Source organism: Mycobacterium sp. UM_Kg27 (assembly GCF_000972905.1).
GTDB lineage: Bacteria > Actinomycetota > Actinomycetes > Mycobacteriales > Mycobacteriaceae > Mycobacterium.
The window spans coordinates 1-19,645 of the sequence record NZ_JRMM01000080.1 but is presented as its reverse complement, the minus strand read 5'-3'; the positions used below and the strand labels follow the sequence as shown (position 1 = coordinate 19,645).

At 67.3% G+C, this 19,645-nt stretch carries 19 protein-coding genes and 1 tRNA gene; 9 read left to right on the top strand and 11 right to left on the bottom strand.

What is annotated here, in order from left to right; genetic code table 11:
* Together LI94_RS13550 and LI94_RS13545 are read right to left on the bottom strand one after the other, a co-directional pair.
* On the bottom strand, window positions 1-1,720 hold a 1,720-nt coding region (locus LI94_RS13550; RefSeq protein WP_046301490.1), incomplete at its 3' end, for an acyl-CoA dehydrogenase.
* 21 nt (window positions 1,721-1,741) lie between these two features.
* Window positions 1,742-2,500 carry an SDR family NAD(P)-dependent oxidoreductase gene (locus LI94_RS13545; RefSeq protein ID WP_024440262.1) on the bottom strand — a complete coding sequence of 253 codons (759 nt, stop codon included), beginning with the start codon at window positions 2,498-2,500 and terminating at the stop codon, window positions 1,742-1,744.
* Between the two features lie 118 nt (window positions 2,501-2,618).
* On the opposite strand from LI94_RS13545, the gene LI94_RS13540 reads away from it, so the two are divergent.
* The 3 genes from LI94_RS13540 (at window position 2,619) to LI94_RS13530 (ending at window position 5,992) form a co-directional block, all read left to right on the top strand.
* Window positions 2,619-4,886 carry a carbon starvation CstA family protein gene (locus LI94_RS13540; RefSeq protein WP_046301489.1) on the top strand — a complete coding sequence of 756 codons (2,268 nt, stop codon included), beginning with the start codon at window positions 2,619-2,621 and terminating at the stop codon, window positions 4,884-4,886.
* On the top strand, window positions 4,862-5,056 hold the full coding sequence (locus tag LI94_RS13535; protein WP_024440264.1) for a YbdD/YjiX family protein: 195 nt from the start codon (window positions 4,862-4,864) through the stop codon (window positions 5,054-5,056). The genes LI94_RS13540 and LI94_RS13535 overlap by 25 nt, the downstream gene beginning before the upstream one ends.
* Window positions 5,057-5,194: 138 nt before the next feature.
* Window positions 5,195-5,992 (top strand): L,D-transpeptidase, encoded by a 798-nt coding sequence (locus tag LI94_RS13530; protein WP_024440265.1) that lies wholly within the window; start codon window positions 5,195-5,197, stop codon window positions 5,990-5,992.
* Window positions 5,993-6,012: 20 nt separating this feature from the next.
* On the opposite strand, the gene LI94_RS13525 is transcribed toward LI94_RS13530, so the two are convergent.
* A complete protein-coding gene (locus LI94_RS13525) occupies window positions 6,013-7,269 on the bottom strand; it encodes a cytochrome P450 (protein ID WP_024440266.1) in 1,257 nt (418 codons plus the stop codon).
* Window positions 7,266-8,111 carry an MBL fold metallo-hydrolase gene (locus LI94_RS13520; protein WP_024440267.1) on the bottom strand — a complete coding sequence of 282 codons (846 nt, stop codon included), beginning with the start codon at window positions 8,109-8,111 and terminating at the stop codon, window positions 7,266-7,268. The genes LI94_RS13525 and LI94_RS13520 overlap by 4 nt, the downstream gene beginning before the upstream one ends.
* Before the next feature lie 102 nt (window positions 8,112-8,213).
* Here LI94_RS13520 and LI94_RS13515 point away from each other — a divergent pair, with 102 nt between their 5' ends.
* From LI94_RS13515 to LI94_RS13500, 4 genes are all read left to right on the top strand, one after another.
* The gene (locus tag LI94_RS13515; protein WP_024440268.1) at window positions 8,214-9,002 is read left to right on the top strand and encodes a GntR family transcriptional regulator; all 789 of its coding nucleotides are present in this window, start codon (window positions 8,214-8,216) and stop codon (window positions 9,000-9,002) included.
* 51 nt (window positions 9,003-9,053) lie between these two features.
* Complete coding sequence (locus tag LI94_RS13510; RefSeq protein ID WP_046301488.1) at window positions 9,054-9,839, top strand: class II aldolase/adducin family protein; 786 nt, start codon at window positions 9,054-9,056, stop codon at window positions 9,837-9,839.
* Between the two features lie 72 nt (window positions 9,840-9,911).
* Window positions 9,912-11,180, top strand: a complete 1,269-nt coding sequence (locus LI94_RS13505; RefSeq protein ID WP_024440270.1) for an amidohydrolase family protein — start codon at window positions 9,912-9,914, stop codon at window positions 11,178-11,180.
* Window positions 11,181-11,182: 2 nt separating this feature from the next.
* Window positions 11,183-12,151 carry a D-2-hydroxyacid dehydrogenase family protein gene (locus LI94_RS13500; RefSeq protein WP_204368857.1) on the top strand — a complete coding sequence of 323 codons (969 nt, stop codon included), beginning with the start codon at window positions 11,183-11,185 and terminating at the stop codon, window positions 12,149-12,151.
* Window positions 12,152-12,311: 160 nt separating this feature from the next.
* Here LI94_RS13500 and LI94_RS23845 read toward each other — a convergent pair whose 3' ends face one another.
* From LI94_RS23845 to LI94_RS13475, 6 genes are all read right to left on the bottom strand, one after another.
* Complete coding sequence (locus LI94_RS23845; RefSeq protein ID WP_164517865.1) at window positions 12,312-12,476, bottom strand: hypothetical protein; 165 nt, start codon at window positions 12,474-12,476, stop codon at window positions 12,312-12,314.
* A 512-nt stretch (window positions 12,477-12,988) separates the two neighbouring features.
* Window positions 12,989-13,061, bottom strand: a tRNA-Ala gene (locus LI94_RS13495).
* A 72-nt stretch (window positions 13,062-13,133) separates the two neighbouring features.
* Entirely contained in the window at window positions 13,134-13,583 is a 450-nt protein-coding gene (locus tag LI94_RS13490; protein ID WP_046301487.1) for a GreA/GreB family elongation factor, read from the bottom strand.
* A gap of 56 nt (window positions 13,584-13,639) precedes the next feature.
* On the bottom strand, window positions 13,640-14,896 hold the full coding sequence (locus LI94_RS13485; RefSeq protein WP_024440273.1) for an FAD-dependent oxidoreductase: 1,257 nt from the start codon (window positions 14,894-14,896) through the stop codon (window positions 13,640-13,642).
* 59 nt (window positions 14,897-14,955) lie between these two features.
* The gene (locus LI94_RS13480) at window positions 14,956-16,506 is read right to left on the bottom strand and encodes a helix-turn-helix domain-containing protein (RefSeq protein WP_024440274.1); all 1,551 of its coding nucleotides are present in this window, start codon (window positions 16,504-16,506) and stop codon (window positions 14,956-14,958) included.
* Window positions 16,388-17,740 (bottom strand): MFS transporter, encoded by a 1,353-nt coding sequence (locus LI94_RS13475; protein ID WP_024440275.1) that lies wholly within the window; start codon window positions 17,738-17,740, stop codon window positions 16,388-16,390. Before LI94_RS13475 ends, LI94_RS13480 begins: the two co-directional genes overlap by 119 nt.
* A gap of 49 nt (window positions 17,741-17,789) precedes the next feature.
* Between LI94_RS13475 and LI94_RS13470 the strand changes: the two genes are divergently transcribed.
* Window positions 17,790-18,311 carry a hypothetical protein gene (locus LI94_RS13470; RefSeq protein WP_052739940.1) on the top strand — a complete coding sequence of 174 codons (522 nt, stop codon included), beginning with the start codon at window positions 17,790-17,792 and terminating at the stop codon, window positions 18,309-18,311.
* A 1-nt stretch (window position 18,312) separates the two neighbouring features.
* On the opposite strand, the gene LI94_RS13465 is transcribed toward LI94_RS13470, so the two are convergent.
* Window positions 18,313-18,681 carry a DUF488 family protein gene (locus LI94_RS13465; protein ID WP_024440277.1) on the bottom strand — a complete coding sequence of 123 codons (369 nt, stop codon included), beginning with the start codon at window positions 18,679-18,681 and terminating at the stop codon, window positions 18,313-18,315.
* Between the two features lie 130 nt (window positions 18,682-18,811).
* Here LI94_RS13465 and LI94_RS13460 point away from each other — a divergent pair.
* On the top strand, window positions 18,812-19,645 hold an 834-nt coding region (locus LI94_RS13460; RefSeq protein ID WP_152664824.1), incomplete at its 3' end, for a PPE family protein.

The following is a 19,645-nucleotide window of genomic DNA, read 5'->3' as shown; positions in this document are numbered from 1 at the left end:
ATGTGTATAAGAGACAGTCGTTGACCTCCCCGACGACGTCCTCGTCGGGAACGAACACATCGTTGAAGAACACCTCGTTGAACTCCGAGCCGCCGGTGATCTGGCGCAGCGGCCGCACTTCGACGCCGGGCGCCTTCATGTCGATGATCACCATGGTGATACCGGCGTGCTTGGGGACGTCGAAGTCGGTGCGCACCGTGGCCAGGCCACGCCGGCACAGATGCGCACCGGAGGTCCACACCTTCTGGCCGTTGATCTTCCAGCCACCCTCGACCCGGGTTGCCTTGGTCTTGACCGCGGCGGCATCCGAACCGGCGGCGGGTTCGGAGAACAGCTGGCACCAGATCTCCTCCTGGCGCAGCGCCTTCTCCACGAAGCGCTCGATCTGCCAGTCGGTGCCCTGCTGAATGAGCGTCAGGATCACCCAGCCGGTGATCGAGTAGTCGGGCCGTTGGATGCCCGCGGCGCTGAACTCCTGCTCGATCACCAACTGCTCGACGGCGTCGGCGGCCCGGCCCCACGGCTTGGGCCAGTGCGGCATGACATAGCCGGTCGCGATCAGCTTGTCCAGCTGGTCTTCGGCGCCCAACTCCGCGATCTCGGCCGCGTCGGCATGGATTCGGGTGCGCAACTCCTCTGCCTCGGGCGGCAGGTCCAGGCTGTTGGCCCGGGTGATGCCGGCCGCGGCGCTCTCGAAGACCGCCAGCGCCGGCGCGTCGCCGCCGAACAGCGCCTGCACCGTCAAGGCCCGGCGCAGCTGCAGGTGGGCGTCGTGCTCCCAGGTGTAGCCGATACCGCCGTGCACCTGGATGTTGAGCTCGGCGTTGCGCACGTAGGCGGGGAAGGCCAGCGTGGCGGCCACCGCGGCGGCCAACCGGAAGGCGTACTCGTCCTCTCCGTCAGCCCGGGCGGCGTCCCAGACCGCGGCGACCGCCGACTCGGCAGCGACCAGCATGTTGGCGCAGTGGTGCTTGATGGCCTGGAAGGTGGCGATGGTGCGGCCGAACTGTTCGCGCACCTTGGCGTACTCGACCGCCGAATCGGTGCAATCGGCCGCACCGCCGACTGCTTCGGCGGCCAGCAGCACCCGGGCGCGCGCCAGCGCGGACTCACGCCCTCCGGCCAGGACGTCGTCGGCGCTGACTCCGACACCGGTCAGCGTCACGCGCCCGGACCGGCGGGTGGGGTCGAGGTTGCCGGGCACGTCGACGTTGACCCCGGCACGGTCGCGCTCGAGCACCAGGACGTCCTCGCCGGCGGCCACCAGCAGCAGATCGGCCAGGCCCGCGCCCAGCACCACCCCGGCGTCACCGGAGGCCACACCGCCGTCCAGGACGATGTCGCCGGCCAGGCCCACTCCGGCGGTGACCGAACCGTCGATTAGGCCGGGCAGCAGGCGGGCCTGCTGCTCGGGGGTGCCGGCCGCGGCGATCACCGCGGAGGCGATGACGGTCGGAACGAACGGACCCGGGGCCACTGCGCGGCCCAGCTCCTCGATCACCACCACCAACTCGGGCAGGCCGAAACCGGAGCCGCCGTGCTCCTCGCCGATATGCAGGCCCAGCCAGCCCAGGGACGCCAGTTCGGTCCAGAACGGGGGCCGAGTCTCCTCGGCGGCGTCCAGCAGCGCACGGGCCTCCGAGCGGGCCTTCTGTGCGGTCAAGAATCCGCGGGCCACCTCGGCAAGTTCGCGGTGGTCGTCGGTCAATCCAATGCCCATGGGGAATCTCCTGGCTTTCGTTTACTTGGGGGCGAACCGCTGCCCGGCGTCGAGCCGCAGGCATTGTCCGTTGAGCATCGGGTTGTCGACGACAGCGGCAACCAACTTGGCGAACTCCTCGGGCCGGCCCAGGCGCTTGGGGAACGCAGCGTCGCGGGTCAAGGCACTGGCGAACTCCTCGGGAATGCCCTTGGTCAGGCCGGTGGCGAACAGGCTCGGCGCGATCGCCAACGCCCGGATGCCCACCGAACCGAGGTCGCGAGCCATGGTCAGGGCCATACCGGCCACACCCGCCTTGGCGGCGGTGTAGGCGACCTGGCCGATCTGGCCCTCGAAGGCCGCGATCGACGCCGTGTTGATGATGACACCGCGTTCTTCGTCTTCGGGCTCGTTGGTGCTCATGTGCGCGGCGGCCAGCCGGTTGATGTTGAACGTGGCGATCAGGTTCAGGTCGATCACCGCACGGAAGGACTCCAGGTCGTGCGGGCCGGACTTGCTCAAAGTGCGTTTGGCGATACCCCCGCCGGCCGTGGTGACGATGACGTGCAGCCCGCCCAGGCCCTCGACCGCCGCGGCCAGAGTCTTCTCGGTGGCGTCGAAGTCGGTGATGTCCACCGGATAGAAGGCACCGCCGAAGCCGTCTGCGACTTGCTTGCCCTCCGAGCCTTCCCGGTCGAGCACCGCGACATCTGCCCCGCCGGCGGCCAGCAGCTCCGCGGTGGCGCGGCCCATCCCAGAGGCCCCGCCGACGATGATGACCTTCTTACCGTTGATATCCATGCAGACCCCTTCGCCGCCGTTACTGGAAATCTAGTAGTTGAGAATCTAGGACAAGTTATCGTTCCGCTCGGAAACCGCTGCCCCTCGGGCATCGGAGAAGGCCCCCGAGGAGGTACTTGTGGCCGCACCGACGGCGACAGAGGTAGTCGAGCGACACGACGGACCGGTGACCTATGTGCACACCGACCCCGAGCTGCCCGCAGTGGCCATCATCGATCGCTCGCCGATCTCCGCACGGCACAAGGTCGTGTTCGGTGCGCTTGCGGTCGCGGGGGCGGTGGCGTGGGCGTCGATCGCGTTCGCCCGCGGCGAGTCGGTGAACGCGGTGTGGTTCGTGATCGCCGCGGTCTGCACCTACACCATCGGATTTCGTTTCTACGCAAGGTTTATCGAGCGCAAGATCGTGCGCCCCCGCGATGACCACGCCACGCCGGCGGAGATCTTCGAGGACGGTACCGACTATCTGCCGACCGATCGGCGGGTGCTGTTCGGCCACCACTTCGCGGCGATCGCCGGCGCAGGTCCGCTGGTCGGCCCGGTGCTGGCCACTCAGATGGGCTACCTGCCGGGGACCATCTGGATCATCATCGGCGCGGTGGTGGCCGGTTGTGTACAGGACTACCTGGTGTTGTGGTGCTCGGTGCGCCGACGGGGCCGCTCCTTGGGACAGATGGCCCGCGAGGAACTGGGCGTCGTCGGCGGTGCGGCCGCGATCATCGGCGTGCTGGTCATCATGGTGATCCTGATCGCGGTGCTTGCGCTGATCGTGGTGCGGGCGTTGGCGGTCAGTCCTTGGGGCGTGTTCTCCATCGCGATGACCATTCCGATCGCCCTGTTCATGGGGTTCTACCTGCGATTCTTGCGGCCGGGCCGGGTGTCCGAGGTGTCCCTGATCGGCATCGTGGCTCTGCTGGGTGCCGTCGCATCGGGCAAGTGGGTTGCCGAAACCTCTTGGGGTGTCGCATGGTTCACGCTGTCCCCGGTGACGTTGTCCTGGTGCATCATCGGCTACGGCTTCGCCGCCTCGGTGCTGCCGGTGTGGCTGCTGCTGGCGCCGCGTGACTACCTGTCCACGTTCATGAAGGTCGGCACCATCATCCTGCTGGCCGTCGGCATCCTGATCGCCCGGCCGCTGATGGCGGCGCCTGCCGTCTCGGAGTTCGCCCGCACCGGCGAAGGACCGGTGTTCGCGGGGTCGCTGTTCCCGTTCCTGTTCATCACGATCGCCTGTGGCGCGCTGTCGGGATTCCATTCGCTGATCGCCTCGGGTACCACCCCGAAACTGCTCGAAAAAGAGAGCCAGATGCGCCTGATCGGCTACGGGGGCATGCTCACCGAGTCTTTCGTGGCGGTGATGGCGCTGATCACCGCGTCGATTCTGGACCAGCACCTGTTCTTCACCCTCAACGCCCCGGTCGCCGCGACCGGCGGTAGCGCCGAGAGCGCCGCCGCTTACGTCAACGGGCTCGGGCTCGGCGGGTCCCCGGCGACCGCCGACCAGATCACCGAGGCCGCCACGTCGGTCGGCGAACAGTCGATCGTGTCGCGTACCGGCGGGGCCCCCACCCTGGCGCTGGGCATGGCCGATGTGTTGGGGCGGGTGTTCGGCGGACCGGGCCTGAAGGCCTTCTGGTACCACTTCGCGATCATGTTCGAGGCGCTGTTCATCCTGACCACCGTGGACGCCGGCACCCGGGTGGCCCGATTCATGCTCGGCGACGCGTTGAGCAACCTGGGCGGACCGCTGCGCCGGCTGTCCAACCCGAGTTGGCGGATCGGGGCGTGGGTTTGCAGTCTGGCCGTGGTCGCCGGGTGGGGTTCGATCCTGTTGATGGGCGTCACCGATCCGCTCGGCGGAATCAACACCCTTTTCCCGCTGTTCGGTATCGCCAACCAGTTGCTGGCCGCGATCGCGCTGACCGTGGTGACGGTGATCGTGATCAAGAAGGGACAGGGGAAATCAGGCCTGAAATGGGCGCTGATTCCGGGCATTCCGCTGCTGTGGGATCTGGCCGTCACCATGACGGCCTCGTGGCAGAAGATCTTCTCGGGCGATCCTCGGGTGGGCTACTGGACGCAGCACTTCGCCTATCGGGCCGCCGAACGGGCCGGCGAGACGTCGTTCGGATCTGCGGCCAACGCGGCGCAGCTGCACGATGTCGTCCGCAACACTTTCATCCAGGGCACCTTGTCGATCGTGTTCGCCTCGGTGGTGGCGGTGGTGGTGGTGGCCGGAATCATGGTGTCGATTCGGGCCGTTCGCGGAACAGCGTCGACCTCCGAGCCGCCACCGGTGCCGTCGAAGCGATTCGCGCCTGCCGGGCTGACCCCCACGGCGGCCGAACGAAAGGTGCAGGCGCAATGGGACGCCCGCTGCACGGGTTAGCGCGCGCCGCTCGCCACATCGGCTGGTACTGGGCATCACTGTTGGGCGACAACCACTACCACCGCTACCTGGAGTACCGCCGCCGCGCTCATCCCGGCGAACCGGTGCTCTCCGAGCGCGACTACTGGCGGCACCGTCACGACGGCGATCCGGGGGCGCGCTGCTGTTGACAGCGGCGCCGGGCCGTGTCCAAACCTTAATGAAGCCTTGACCGACTCGTGGGCATGTACGAGCGGCTTATCGACGCGAATCTCCCTACCATCAACGGCAACAGCCCAAGGTAGGAAGATCGGGAAGGTATGCCGACGATGTGGACATCGGTGCGCTCAGCAATGGTGGTGATCGGGGTCGCGGTCACAACGCTCGTGACGCCGCCCGGAACAAGTTCGGCCGCGGCCAGCCAGCCGCCCGGCGCGGGGATCGCATCGATCCAGCCGGCGTCGGGTGCTGTCGTCGGCGTGGCGCACCCGGTCGTGGTGACCTTCTCCGCACCGGTGATCGACCGCCGGGCCGCCGAGCGCACCATCGCGGTGCGGTCCAACCCGCCGATGACCGGAACGTTCGACTGGGTCGACGACACCGAAGTGCAGTGGGTCCCCGACCACTACTGGCCGGCACACAGTGCGGTGGCACTGTCGGTGGGCAAGCTCTCTGTCGATTTCAGCACGGGCGCAAAGGTTGTCGGCGTCGCCAGCATCTCCGCGCACACCTTTACCGTGACGGTTGACGGCGACGAGGCCGGCCCGTTGCCCACGCCGCACCACCGCCCGCACTGGGGCGAAGACGGCGTCATGCCCGCCACCATGGGCAAGACCGAATACGAGACGCCGACGGGTAACTACACCGTGCTGGGCAAGGACCGCAAGGTCCTGATGGACTCCAGCAGCGTGGGGATCCCGATCGACTCCGCAGAGGGCTACCGCTTCGAGGTCGAACAGGCGGTACGCATCACCCGACGCGGGCTCTACATCCACGCCGCACCCTGGGCGCTGCGCTCCCTGGGCCTGGAGAACGTCAGCCACGGCTGTGTCGGCCTGAGCCCCACCGATGCGGAGTGGTACTTCGACCGGGTCAACATCGGCGACCCGGTGATCATCAAGGAGTGACGCGGGCCGCTGGGCGTCCGCTAGGACGTCCCAGCGCTGCCGAATTCCACTGGCATGGCGTCGATACCGTTGATCCAGGGCAGCACCGACCGTGACGGGCGATCCAGCTGGTGGATGTCGGGAATGATGTCTGCCAGCGCACCGAAGATCAGGTTGATCTGCATCCGGGCGAGATTGGCCCCTATGCAGTAGTGCGCTCCCGGGGCACCGAAACCCAAGTGCGGGTTGGGGCTTCGCCGGATGTCGAACCTGAACGGGTCGTCGAATACCTCGTCGTCGTAGTTGGCCGAGCCGTAGAACATGCCGACCCGCTGGCCTTTGCGGATCTGCACTCCGCCGAGTTCGACGTCGCGTAACGCCGTGCGCTGGAAGGAGATGATCGGCGTCGCCCAGCGCACCACTTCTTCGGCCATGGTGGTGGGGCGTTCCTCGACGAACAACCGCCACTGATCGGGGTGGTCGAAAAACGCCAGCATCCCCTGCGAGGTGGCATTGCGGGTGGTCTCGTTGCCGGCCACCATCAACATCATCACGTAGTAGCCGAATTCCAGCGCAGTCAGCTCCTCACCGTCGATGGTCGCGGTCACCAGGGCCGTCGCGATGTCGTCGCGCGGGTGCGCCTTGCGGTCTTCGGCCATCTGATAGGCATAGCCCAACAGTTCGGCGGAGGCTTGGATTCCGTCGGCTCCGGCTTCCGGTTCACCGTTGCCCCCGCCCACCAGCCGGTTGCTCCAGTCGAAGACCTGCTGGCGCTCGTCTGCGGGGACACCGATCAACTCGCAGATGGTCGCCAACGGCAGCTGCGAGGCCACCTCGGTGACGAAGTCACCGGTGTTGTGCTCGGCGGCGGCGGTGACGATCTCTCTGGCTTGGCGGTCAAGCGAATCTCGCATGCCGGCCACCACTCGGGGCGTGAAACCCCGGGAGACGATCCGGCGCAGCTTGGCGTGCTTGGGCCCGTCGAGAAACAGCATGATGTTGTCGCGGCTGGCGTCGTGGAGTTCTTGATTGTTGGTGGTGTTCGTCCGGATAAGCGAGGTGTTCTCGTGCGAGGAGAACACCTCGTCCTGCAACGAGACCGCCCGTACGTCGGCGTGCTTGGTCACGACCCAGTAGCCCTCATCCGGGTAGCCGGACGCGCCGAAGGGTTGTGCGTTCCACCAGATCGGCCGTGTTTTGCGCAGCAGGGCGAATTCCTCGTGCGGGATCCGCTCGCCGATGAGGGCGGGGTCGGTGAAGTCGAACCCCTCCGGCAGCAGGTGCTGTGTCTCGGTCATCGTGCTCCCTCTCGCTCTACCAGCGGTTGCCACGCCAAACGCTCCCCGGTGCTGTTGATGTAGCCGCCCGACGGGGCAGCGAAATGCGATCCGAGCAGCAGCGCCCGCTCGTCGGCGACGCGGCGCAGCAGGTCCAGCCGGCTGGCGCGTGCGGCACTCGGGTCGGCGTCGGGCCGGGCACCGATCTCGGGGTCGCCGATCTGGACCGGATGGTGCACGACGTCGCCGCTGATGTAGGCCACCGCTCCGGCGGATTCGATGCGCACCGACACGTGACCAGGGGTGTGGCCCGCGGTGGCGACGAGCCGGACCGTCTCGGTCAGCTGATGATCCGGCCCGACCAGCCGAAGCTTGCCGTGCTGCGCCAGCGGCGCAACGCATTCCGGCGCCACCCGGTCCTCACCGGTGCATGCGCTCCAGTGCGCGTGCTCGGCCGCGGTCACCAGGTAGTCGGCACCGGCGAATCTCGGCACCCACTGCCCACCCTGCTCCACGGTGTTGCCACCGGCGTGGTCGCGGTGCAGATGCGTGCACACCACCGCGGTGATGTCGCCGGGAGCGAATCCGGTAGCCGCCAGCGAGTCCTCGAAGAGGTCCGCAATGTTGCGGGTCCGCAGGAAGCTTTCGGCGAAGCAGGTGTCGACCAGCACGCACGATGACTCAGCCGCGATCAGATAGGACTGGATCGCCATCAAGATGTTGCCCGCGGCGTCGCAGTAGTCCGCCAGCGAACCTTCTAGGAAACGCTCGGATGCCGCCGTGAACAACACGGAAGGTGGGATCGGTATGACCGCCTGCAGGACCGCATGGATGTCAACGTCGCCGACAGTCCAGTGCTGCACGCCATGGTCCCCTTCTCGCAGCGCGATCGTATGCCACGAATCATTTGGAAGTGAGCGATTCGAGCAAGCCGGGACAGGGGCTTGGTCTGGCACACTCGACGCGTGGCAGCTCCCACCGTTCGCTTCCGGCGGCTCGCCGAACAGGTCGCCGACGAGCTTCGCCGGCGCATCCTGGCCGGCGAGCTGACCGACGATCACGTACTCCCCAAAGAGGACGAACTCCTGGTCGAGTTCGCCATCAGCAAGCCGTCTCTGCGCGAGGCCATGCGCATCCTCGAAGCCGAGGGACTGCTCACCGTGCGCCGCGGCAAACGGGGCGGCGCGGTGATCCATCGACCCACTCCAGCAAATGTCGCCTACACCATGGGCCTGGTATTGGGATCGCAACAGGTCACTCTCGCCGACGTCGGGACCGCGCTCCTCCAGGTCGAACCGGCCTGCGCGGCACTGTGCGCGGGGCGGCCGGACCGCAAGAGCACGGTGGTGCCCATTCTGCGCCGGTTGCACGAGGAATCGGTGGCCGCGGTCGACGACCTGCAGAAGGCCACCTCTGCCAGCCGCCGCTACCACGAAGCCCTGGTCACCCACTGCGGCAATGCCACCATGCTCGTCATGGCGGGCGCGCTCGAAGCCCTGTGGTCGGCTCACGAGCAAAGCTGGTCCAGCCAGGTCACCGACCATTCAACGGTGCCCGTTCCCGAGCGGCGCGCCGTCTTGGAGGACCACCGTCAGGTGATCGACGCCATCGATGTCGGCGATGCCCAGCGCGCCCGAGACCTCGCCGCAGCACACCTGCTGCACGCCCAGCACTACCCCGGTCGCTCCGGGATCGTCGATCCCGCCATGGTCCGGCCCCGGGGGCTTCCCAGCGCCGGGGACCCGCAGTTCTGAGGAACTTACCGACTCCGTTGACGGGGCCCCTTATTTCCATATGATTTGTCCATGACGGAGTCCGTCGACCTCGAGTGCGCCCGTCCCGGCGGCTCGGCGGTCTGGTCGCCGTCGGTGGTTCCGCCGATCGGCGTCGAGCTGAGCAACGCCCAGGCGCTGGCCATCGCGTTTCGCCATCTCGCCGATATCGGCTTCGCCGAGAACCTGGCCGGCCACATCACCTGGCAGCCCCCTGGCCAGACCGACATGCTGGTCAATCCGTGGGGCCTGTGGTGGGCCGAACTCACCGCCTCCGACATCTGCACCGTCGATGAGAACGGCGGAATCCTCACGGGCCGCTGGGATGTCACGCCCGCCATTCATATCCACACCGAACTGCACCGCTCCCGCCCCGACGCACGTGTGGTGGTCCACAACCACCCCTACTACGTGAGCCTGTTGGCGTCGCTGCAGACGCTGCCCGACCTGGTCCACCAGACCGGCTCGCTGTTCCTCGATGACCTGTGCTTCGTCGAGGACTACGACGGCGAGGTGGACACCGTTTCGCGGGCCCGGGATCTGGCCGAGCGCATCGGCAACGCGAACCTGGCGATCCTGGCTTCGCACGGAGTGATCGCCACCGGACGGACCCTGGCAGAGGCGGTCTACCGGTCGGCCACCATCGAGCGGGTGTGCAAGCTGGCCTATCACGTCATGTTGACCGGCCGGACGCCCACGCCGATGAAGCGATCCGACATGGCCGGGATGCAGGCGTCGTTGATCGAACGCGCCGCCGACGTGTACTGGGCCGGCGCGGCCCGCATGACCATCAAGGCCGACCGGCATGTGCTCGACTGAGCCCCCACGGCGACCGGCTTCGCCCGACTCCACCGCGCTTGCGATCGCCTGGCCCGAAAACGAGGTTCATGGGTGAAATCGATCGACGAGCTCAGCTCTGACCTGAGCTTCACCACCGCCAAGGCCGGGGCGGAACGCACCGTGACCTTCCTGCCCGAACCGCCACGCGCACAACGGCGCTACACGGTGATCTCAGTGGACGACCACATCGTCGAACCGCCGGACACCTTCCTCGGCCGAGTGCCGCGCAAGCTGGCAGACCGGGCGCCGCGGGTGGTCGAGACCGACACCGGCGGCCAGACCTGGATGTATGACGGCCAATCGCTGCCCAACGTCGGGTTCAACGCCGTCGTGGGGCGTCCGGTGTCGGAGTACGGCTTCGAGCCGGCCAGATTCGACGAGATGCGCCGCGGCGCCTGGGATATTCACGCACGCATCAAGGACATGGACCTCAACGGCGTCTACGCCTCACTGAACTTTCCCTCCTTCCTACCCGGGTTCGCCGGCCAGCGCCTGCAGTTGACCACCGGCGACCGGGACCTGGCGCTGGCCTCGGTGCGGGCATGGAACGACTGGCACCATGAGGTGTGGGCCGGCTCCTACCCCGCCCGCATCATCGGCTGTCAGCTGCCCTGGCTGCTGGATCCCGAGGTCGGCGCTGCCATGATCTACGAGAACGCCGAACGAGGCTTTCGCGCCGTCACCTTCAGCGAGAATCCGGCCATGTTGGGGCTGCCGACCATTCACTCCGGGCATTGGGATCCGATGATCGCCGCCTGCGCGGAAACCGGCACCGTGATCAATCTGCACATCGGTTCGTCGGGTACCTCGCCGTCGACCACCGATGACGCGCCGCCCGACGTGGCGGGCGTCCTGTTCTTCGCCTACGCCATCTCCGCGGCGGTCGACTGGCTGTACTCCGGGTTGCCCAGCCGCTTCCCCGAATTGAAGATCTGTCTGTCCGAGGGCGGGATCGGCTGGGTCGCAGGGTTGTTGGACCGTCTCGACCACATGCTGAGCTACCACGACATGTACGGAACGTGGAAGGCGCTGGGCGAGAAGCTCTCCCCCGCCGAGGTGCTGCAGCGCAACTTCTGGTTCTGCGCGGTCGAGGATCAGTCGTCGTTCTGCCAGCACGAGCGCATCGGGACCGACCACATCCTGCTGGAAGCCGACTACCCGCACTGCGACTCGACATGGCCGAACACCCAGCGGGTGATCCACGAGGAGATCGGCACCCTGCCACCCGACGTAATCCGGAAGTTGACCTGGGAGAACGCCTCTCGCCTCTATCAACATCCGGTTCCCGAGGCGGTCCAGCACAACCCGGACGCGTTCTGAAGGTGGCCGCCTCCACGTCACCCCTGCGTATCGCGGTACTCGATGACTACCAGGGCATCGCCGACACGGTGGACTGGTCGCCCATCCCCCGGCCCGTGGATCTGCGGGCGATCCGCGAACACCACGCTCCCGGTGACGAACTGGTGGCCCACCTAGCCGACTGCGAGGTGGTGGTGGCGATGCGCGAACGCACGCCGATCGGCGCCGATCTGCTGTCCCGGCTGCCGGCGTTGAAGTTGCTGGTCACCACCGGGCCGTTCAACGCCGCCATCGACGTGGCCGCGGCCCACCGGCTCGGCATCACGGTGTGTGGGACGGGCGGCGCCATCACGCCGACTGTCGAACTCACCTGGGCGTTGATCCACGCCCTGCAACGTCATCTGCTCGTCGAGGACGCGGCGCTGCGGGCCGGGCGGTGGCAGCTGACCGTCGGCGCTGATCTGGCCGGTGCGACGCTGGGACTGGTGGGGCTGGGCCGCATCGGCCGGCTGGTCGCATCGGTGGGCCACGCCTACGGCATGCGGGTGACGGCGTGGAGCCCACACCTGACCCCAGCGCGGGCCGCCGAGGCGCAGGCGCAGTTGGTGGACCGGCGCCGTCTGTTCGAGAGCGCCGACGTGGTATCGATCCACATGGTGCTCTCCGAGACGACCCGCGGCCTCGTCGGCCGCGACGAGCTGGCGGCGATGAAATCCAGCGCGATCCTGGTCAACACCTCACGCGGCGGGTTGATCGATGAGGCGGCACTGATCGACGCACTGCGCACCCACCGGATCCGGGGGGCGGGCCTCGACGTCTACGACCAGGAGCCGCTGCCGGCCGGGCACCCGCTGACCACGCTGGACAACACCGTGCTGACCCCGCACCTGGGCTACGTGACCGAGAACTGCATGAACGTGTTTTATCGCGATATCGTCGATGACATCGCCGCTTACTGCGCCGGTACGCCACGTCGGCTGGTGAAACCGTAATCGCACCGTTCACACCGTTTCGAATAACAGCCTTTCGTAACAGTCCAGTCGCATTGAAATAACGGTTCTACAAATAAATTATCGTCGCACGATTTCGCAATGCCGCCGCAACAGAAAAGGTCCGCGAACACAATGTTCGCGGACCCTTTTCTGGCACGTGCTATTTAGTGCCGCCGGCCAGACCGATCGGGGCGCTGATGGCGTCTGTCATCAATCCCGCAATCGGACTCGCCGCAGCGGCTCCGGCCGGCCCCGGCGCCACCAGCGGTACGGGCGGTGGCAATCCGGGGACCACCGGAATCGGGGCGATCGGGATCGGAGCCACCGGTCCAGGCAACCCCATCGGCACAGGACCAGCAAGAGTGGTCAGGTCAGCCGCAGCTGGCCCACAAGGCACCCCGGCCGCAGCCGCCAATGTCGCGTCGGCCGGCGCGGCAACCGGCGCGGCACCAGGCGCCGCCCCCTCGGCGGAGGAGAGAGCGACCACGCCACCCGCACACACCGGCCCCCCAAGGGGCAGGTGCACGACGGGAACAGCGCCCGCCTGACCGCTGAGAATCAACCCGCTTGCATAAAAGCCGATACCGGCGAATATCGCTTTACCGAGTCTCCCGAGGCTCTTCACGTAAACTCCGATGATTAGTAACCAGCCCCCCCGGACACGCAATCTTCTGACTGCAAAAGAACCGTATCACAGGCTTGTAAGTTACCGCGCCGACCAATTGACTCGTTAGCGTAACGATGCGGATCAGGCTTTGTGACTCTATGTTCACCAGGCGATCCGGTCCCCATTCTGCGCGATCAGCACAGAGTGAACCGGACACCCATCGAAATGAGTGGAGCTAAGGGGACTCGAACCCCTGACCCCCACACTGCCAGTGTGGTGCGCTACCAGCTGCGCCATAGCCCCGCGTTGTCGTGCTCATCGAAGCTACACCACAGCCGCACCAAGGTTCAAAACAGCTACTCAGTTGGCCTGCGTTCAGGCCGGATGCTGGGTCTGATGCAGTCCGTAGGGCACCGCGTCGAGCAGCGTCACCGTCACGTTGGCCCCGCTGGGCACCTGGTAACTGCGCTCCTCTCCCGGCCGGGCTCCGGTGATCGCCATGCCCAGCGGCGACTGCGGCGAGTAGACCTCCAACCCGCTCTGGTCGTCATCGCGCACCCCGAGCAGGAAGGTCTCGGTGTCTCCGTCGCTGTAGCGCACGGTGAGCACCATGCCGGGCTCGGCGACCCCGTCGTCCGGCGGGTCCTCTCCGACGACCGCGACCGCCAGCAGGTCGTGTATCTGGTGGATACGAGCTTGGCGAGCCTTTTGATCATTGATATCTTCACCGCCCGAAACATCCTGCGGTGCAGACAGTTCCGCCAGCTCCGCCAGCAGCCGGTCCTTGGCCTGCTGGGTCATCCAGACACCGTTCGTATCAGTCATCGACAGTTCTCCTTCACAACAGCACTTGGTTCGAAAAATTCACCGACCCGAGCGGGTCAGCGCAAGGGATCGAGTTCACGCAGCACGGCGGACTGTTTGCCGGTGGTGATCTGCTCGGCCAACAATCGGCCCGTCACCGGACCGTGCGTCATGCCCCACATGCCATGCCCACCGGCGACGTAAACGGTGCGCGAACACACCTCCCCCACCAGGGGCCGCCCGTCGGGGCTGACCGGGCGGGGACCCACCCACACGTCGGAGCGCTCATCCCAGCGGACACCGTCGAGCAGGGGGCGGGTGGCGGCGACGATGGCTTCGACGCGGGCCGGGACGACCGGGGCGTCGGGGTCGCCGAACTCCATGGTTCCGGCGACCCGAAGCCTGGCATTCAACGGCGTGCAGGCCACCCGGGCATCGGGCAGGTAGATCGGCCCGGTGACCGGCCCGTCGACCGGCACGGAGAAGGAGTAGCCCCGCCCGGCCCGCACCGGCACGCGGACCCAGCGCGCTGCCAGCCGCGACAGCCAGGCACCGCTGGCTATCACCGCCGCATCGGCTGTCAAAGTGGTGCCGTCGCTGCTGGTCACGGCCACCCCATCACCGCGGGGCGACACGTCGGCGACGTCGAGAACATGCAGGACGGCGCCGCGCTGCACCACCGTGCGCCCCAGCGCGGTCACGAACCGGCCGGGGTCGAGGAAGCGCTGGCCGTCGATCTGCACCCCGGCAGCGACCGCCGAGGACGCCAGCGGCACCCGCTCGGCCAGTGCGGCACCGGTCAGTTCGGTGCCGAACACCGGCTGGCCGGCCTCGGAGAACCGGCGCAACTCGTCGAGCAGTCGCTCGGCGTCAGCCGAGGTACGGAAGATCGCGGTGATGGGCGCATCGGTGACCGGGGCGTCTACCCCGTTGGCGAGCAGAACGTCATAGGCCTCAATGCATTCCGCGCTCAGAGGCGCGTTGGCCTGCACTGCGCGGCGCCAGGCCGCGGGACGACTGTTCGCCGCGAAGCGCGCCAAGAACGCCCACAGTGCCGGGCCGGCGTTGAGTGGCACCTGCAGCGGTGCGGACCGGCTCAGCAGGGACCGCAGCCCGAAACGCAGGTTGGCGGGTTCGTTAAGCGGAATCGCCAGTGCGGGGGAGATCCAGCCGGCGTTGCCCCACGAGGATCCGGCCGCCACCCCGACACGGTCGACCACGGTGACTTCAACACCGCGCTCCTGCAGAAACCAGGCGGTGGACAACCCGACGACGCCGGCGCCCACCACGATCACCGATCGTGGTGCGCCGTCGATTCGGTCGGGTGCACCCATCACTCCATGATGCGACTGTCCTCAGACACCCGGTTTAACCGAATCGCACAACAGCAGCGTCACTGTTTGTCGAGTTCCGACATGTCACCCGCCGCGAGCTCGATCATCGCCGCGAATCGGGTCCGCGGATCCTCCAACCCCAGTGGCGTCACCTCGGCCATCTTGCGCAGCCGGTAGCGGACTGTGTTCTCGTGCACGCCCAGCTGCTCAGCGGCCCGGGCCAAGTCGCCTTGGGCGTCGAGCCAAGCGCGCAGCGTGGACACATAGGGCGTGTGGTGGGCCGCGTCGTGGTGACGTAGCTCTGCGACCGGCCCGCGGGTGGGCACCCGCCCGGCTCGCGCCGCGGTGTGCAGCCGGCGCAGCACGACCTCGTCCCAGGACTCGTCGTAGGCCGGCGGAACGCTCCCGGGCGGGCCGGCTTCGTGCAGCGTGAGGCATTCCTCGGCCTCGCGGCGCGCGGCGGCCAGCTCGGTGACCGTGGCGACCGCACTGATCCCGGCCCACACGCTGGCGTGCGGTGGCAGGGCGCCGGCCAGGACTCGCAGCCACTGCCGAGCCGCGGCGGCGTCCGCAGCGGGCAGCAAGGTGTAGACAGTGTTGGCGGCCAGGGCGCTGCGACCTGGGCGTGACCACCCGAAGCCCGTGGTGACGGCCTCGAAAGCCAGCAGCAGCCCGGCGTGCGGTTGCGTGGCGATCCGGGTGTGCACGGCGATCACCCGCAACGAAGCCTGCGGCAGGCCCAGCCTGGCGACCAGGGCGACAGCATCGTCCGGCTCCGTCTGCTCATCCAAAAGTCTGGTTACCCAGTCGGATTCGACTTGCCGCTCCAGATCAGCACTGGCCCGTGACCGCAGCACGTGCAATGCCACCGTGCGAGCACCGTCGCCCAGTGCGGTCAGCTGGTCACCTTTCAACGGGCCCGGGCAGGCCACCCATACCGCGCCCAGCGTCTCCCGGCCGGCACGCACCGCCACCACCATGCGGCCGGTCAAGCCGTACTCGGGATCGGCCGCGACGAACAGCGGCTCGTCCTTGATATCCAAATGCGCTAATACGCCTTGCTTTTCGAACAACTCGCGAAGCGGCTCGGACTCCTGCCGGTTCAGGATTGTCGCCGACCGCGCCGGGTCGGCGTGCCGCTGTCCACGCGAGTAGGCCAGCACCCTGCCCAGCTGATCCTCGATGGTGACCGCACCGCCCACCGCTTCGGCGAGACTGTCGGCCACAGCGAAAAGATCCGTTGGCCCACGGCCCGACTCGGTCTCACGACCTTCGAGCACCAGTCCGTAGACCACCGCGGCCAACTCGCTCCAGGACACCGCTGCGTCCACCACCAGCACGGCAAGCGACTCACCCTCGCCCACGAACGAGGTCTTGTCGTCGACGTCGCGCACCAGAACCGCGACGGCCTTGGCGGCCACCGCCCAGCGCACCGCCTCCTTTACCGAGCGGGCGCCGACCGCCAACAGGACGTCGCCGACAACGACGCGCTCACCGGTCACCTCGTGCATCACGACACTGCTCAGCCGCGTCGTCCTCGGGATGGAGCAGAACCTCAGCCGAACCCCGTAGCTGCCCACCACGTTGACCAGCCGGTCCAGTGTCACCATCAACCGAGCCTAGCCAGGTCGCGTCGGCCAGCCCGCCGATCGGGTCGCTGTCCCTGGTCTCCGGTGCCCACAGCCACGTGAGCGCCGCCACCAGCAACACCGCACCGCTGACCGCAAAACCCCACTCGAAGGACATCCGCTCGGCGATCTGGCCGACCACAAACGAACCCACGATCGACCCGAAATCAGCCATCATCTGATAGGTCGCCACCGCCGTGCCCGCCCGGGCCTGGTTGCCGACCAAGTCGGAGATGACGGCTTGCTGCGGCGACCCGTAGATACCCGATGCCACCCCGGTCAGATACGCCACCACCAAGAACACCACCAGCGATGCGCTCGCGCCCAGCAAGACTGTCGTTACGCCCGACGCGGCCAGCCCGGCGATCAGCAGCCCCTTGCGACCGATCCGGTCGGAGAGCTGACCGCTGGGCAGTACCGCGCAGACGTTGCCGACCCCTACCACCGCCAGCGTCAGGCCGGCGAAGGCGGCACCGCGGCCCAGGACTTCGGTGACGAACAACGGCACCAACGCGACCCGCAGACCGAAGACCGACCAGCCGGTGGCGAAGTTCGCCAACAACGCTGAGCGGTACGCGCGATTGCCCAGCGCCGTCCGCACCGACACCGTCGGCCCCTCCGATTCGGCCGCTTCGGCCAGATGTGAGTGGCGCAGGCTGACGAAGACGCCGGTGGCCGTCACGATCAACACCGAACCGTAGAACAAGAACGGCGCGCTGAGGCCGAAACCTGCCGTCAGACTGCCCAACACCGGTCCGCCCACCGTGCCCAGCAGGAACGCAGTGGCAAACAACCCCGCGACTCGGCCGCGAGCGTCCTCCGGGCTGATCCGGATCATCAGGCCCACCGCGGCGATGAAGAACATCGTCGATCCGACGCCGCCGAGCGCACGGAAGAACAGCAACTGGCCGTAGTTCTGCACGAAGGCACAGGCCGTGGTCGACACCGAGACGATCAACAGGCCCGCCACGTACACCCAGCGCTCGCCCAGCCGTTGAATGAGCAGTCCGCTGACCGGCGCGAAGAGCAATCGTGTCAGCGCGAACGCGGTGATGAGGAATGTAGTCGCGGAGATGCTCACCCCGAAATGGCGCGCATAGACCGGCAGTACCGGGGATACCAGTCCGTAGCCAAGCGCGATCAAGAAGTTCGCGACGAGCAGTACCCAGATCTCCCGCTGCAGCCGCGGTCGAGCGGCCGGAGAGTCTGAGGTCACCCGATAACTTTAGACAGCCTCGGTAATCTCTGACTCGGGAGGCTTGATCATGAACGATGCCGTCGACGCGCGCCCCGATCACCCGTCGCAGCGGCCGATTCCGGTGCAGCTGTGGGAGCAGTGGGGCGCGTTCAAACCGTTCGCGGTAGCCGGCGCCACCGCGATCGTGGTCGGTGGCGCGATAGCCGCCGCCATCGCGGCCCCGGCGCCCACCCGTCACGGGGTCTGGGCGGTGGCCTACCTGGTTCTGGTACTCGGGGCCGGCCAACTGGTGATCGGATCCGGCCAAGCACTGCTGCCGGCCACCTCGCCGTCACCTCGCGAAGCAACGCTGGGTGCCGCGGCGTTCAACCTGTCCGGCGCCGCCATCGTGGTCGGCGTCGTCACCGACCACGTCGCGGTGTTCTATGCGGGTTCTGGGCTGCTGTTCATCGTGCTGGCCTGGTGGCTCTACCGGGTTCGGCGCAGCACGCGTCGGGGTTGGGCCCTGCTCGCCTACCGGCTTTTCCTGGCGGCATTGGTGGTGAGCATTCCGATTGGGATGGCGATCACCACCGCGGGGCGCAGCTAGTTCACTGTCGGGCCAACAGCTTGGCCAACACCTCCGCGTGACTTCCCTCCACGTCCCGGCTCGCCGTCACCAGGGTGACAGTCTTCTTGCCGCGGGCCAGAGCGCGCAGGCCGGCGAACCCGGCGGCCCCCTTCGCGGTCTGCAGTTCGTCTTCGTAGCGGCTGACGAACTGGTCGAAACGCTCGGGCTGATGGTTGTACCAATGGCGCAGTTCGTTCGACGGCGCGGCGTCTTTGTACCAGTGCCCCACCCGCGGGTCGTCCTTGCGGAAGCCCCGCGGCCACAGCCGATCGACAAGGATCCGTTCACCATCCTCGGCACGGGGTTCGTCATACACACGGGCGACCCGGAACGTGGTTTTGGGACTCATACCCCAGGTTATCGCCGGCGCACAGCGCCTGTCCGCCGCCGTTCTCATCACCCGCAACGCCGTCGAAGTTAGCTTAGGCAATGCTATCTTGACATTATTTACAGTTTCGCTCGTAGAAATTGGTGTCGGCGTGAACGGTAGTTGGATCGCATCTCCCCCGGAGGTGCATTCCGCGTTGTTGAGCAGCGGGCCCGGCCCCGGTGCCCTGCTGGCCTCCGCCGGTGCCTGGTCGGCGCTGAGCAGCGAATATTCTGCCGCGGCCGCTGAACTGATCGCCGTGCTGGGCGCCGTCGGGTCAGCGGCCTGGCACGGCCGGAGCGCCGCCAGCTACACCACGGCGCACGTGCCCTACCTGCAGTGGCTGACGCGCGCCAGCATCGACAGCGCCCGCACCGGCACCGAACACGAAGTCGTCGCCGCCGCCTACAACACCGCCCTGGCCGCCATGCCGACCATGGCAGAGCTGGCGCTCAACCACACCATTCACGGCGTGCTGACCGCCACGAACTTCTTTGGCATCAACACCATCCCGATCGCACTCAACGAGGCCGACTACGCCCGCATGTGGGTGCAGGCGGCCACCGTCATGGCGACCTACGAGGCGACGTCCGGCGCTGCCCTGGCGTCGCTGCCCGTCGCGGACCCCGCGCCGCCGATCCTGGCCGCCGACAACGGAACCGGTAACAACGACGACGAGCCGACGGATCCGATCGAGGAAGCCAACCGCTGGTTCTGGTTCATCTTCTGGAACATCGTGTTCTGGTCAACGCTCCTGTTCATCGTGACGATTCCAGTTCGGATCCCGATCGTGCTGCCGTTGCTGATCAACGCCATCAACGACTTCATCGCATCGATGCAGGTGCCACCGCCGGAGCCGGTCATCGAACAGCCCGCGCCACAGCCCGTCCCGATGCGGCGCCCGATCGTGGCCCGACCGGCCCATGAGCCTGTCTCTTATACACAT

Excerpts from the sequence above, each read along its gene's own strand:
- LI94_RS13545 (WP_024440262.1), bottom strand. The coding sequence starts at position 2,500 with ATGGATATCAACGGTAAGAAGGTCATCATCGTCGGCGGGGCCTCTGGG.
- LI94_RS13510 (WP_046301488.1), top strand. The coding sequence starts at position 9,054 with ATGACGGAGTCCGTCGACCTCGAGTGCGCCCGTCCCGGCGGCTCGGCG.
- LI94_RS13480 (WP_024440274.1), bottom strand. The coding sequence starts at position 16,506 with ATGGTGACACTGGACCGGCTGGTCAACGTGGTGGGCAGCTACGGGGTT.
- LI94_RS13470 (WP_052739940.1), top strand. The coding sequence starts at position 17,790 with ATGAACGATGCCGTCGACGCGCGCCCCGATCACCCGTCGCAGCGGCCG.
- LI94_RS13485 (WP_024440273.1), bottom strand. The coding sequence starts at position 14,896 with ATGGGTGCACCCGACCGAATCGACGGCGCACCACGATCGGTGATCGTG.
- LI94_RS13525 (WP_024440266.1), bottom strand. The coding sequence starts at position 7,269 with ATGACCGAGACACAGCACCTGCTGCCGGAGGGGTTCGACTTCACCGAC.
- LI94_RS13490 (WP_046301487.1), bottom strand. The coding sequence starts at position 13,583 with ATGACTGATACGAACGGTGTCTGGATGACCCAGCAGGCCAAGGACCGG.
- LI94_RS13535 (WP_024440264.1), top strand. The coding sequence starts at position 4,862 with ATGGGACGCCCGCTGCACGGGTTAGCGCGCGCCGCTCGCCACATCGGC.
- LI94_RS13530 (WP_024440265.1), top strand. The coding sequence starts at position 5,195 with ATGTGGACATCGGTGCGCTCAGCAATGGTGGTGATCGGGGTCGCGGTC.
- LI94_RS13465 (WP_024440277.1), bottom strand. The coding sequence starts at position 18,681 with ATGAGTCCCAAAACCACGTTCCGGGTCGCCCGTGTGTATGACGAACCC.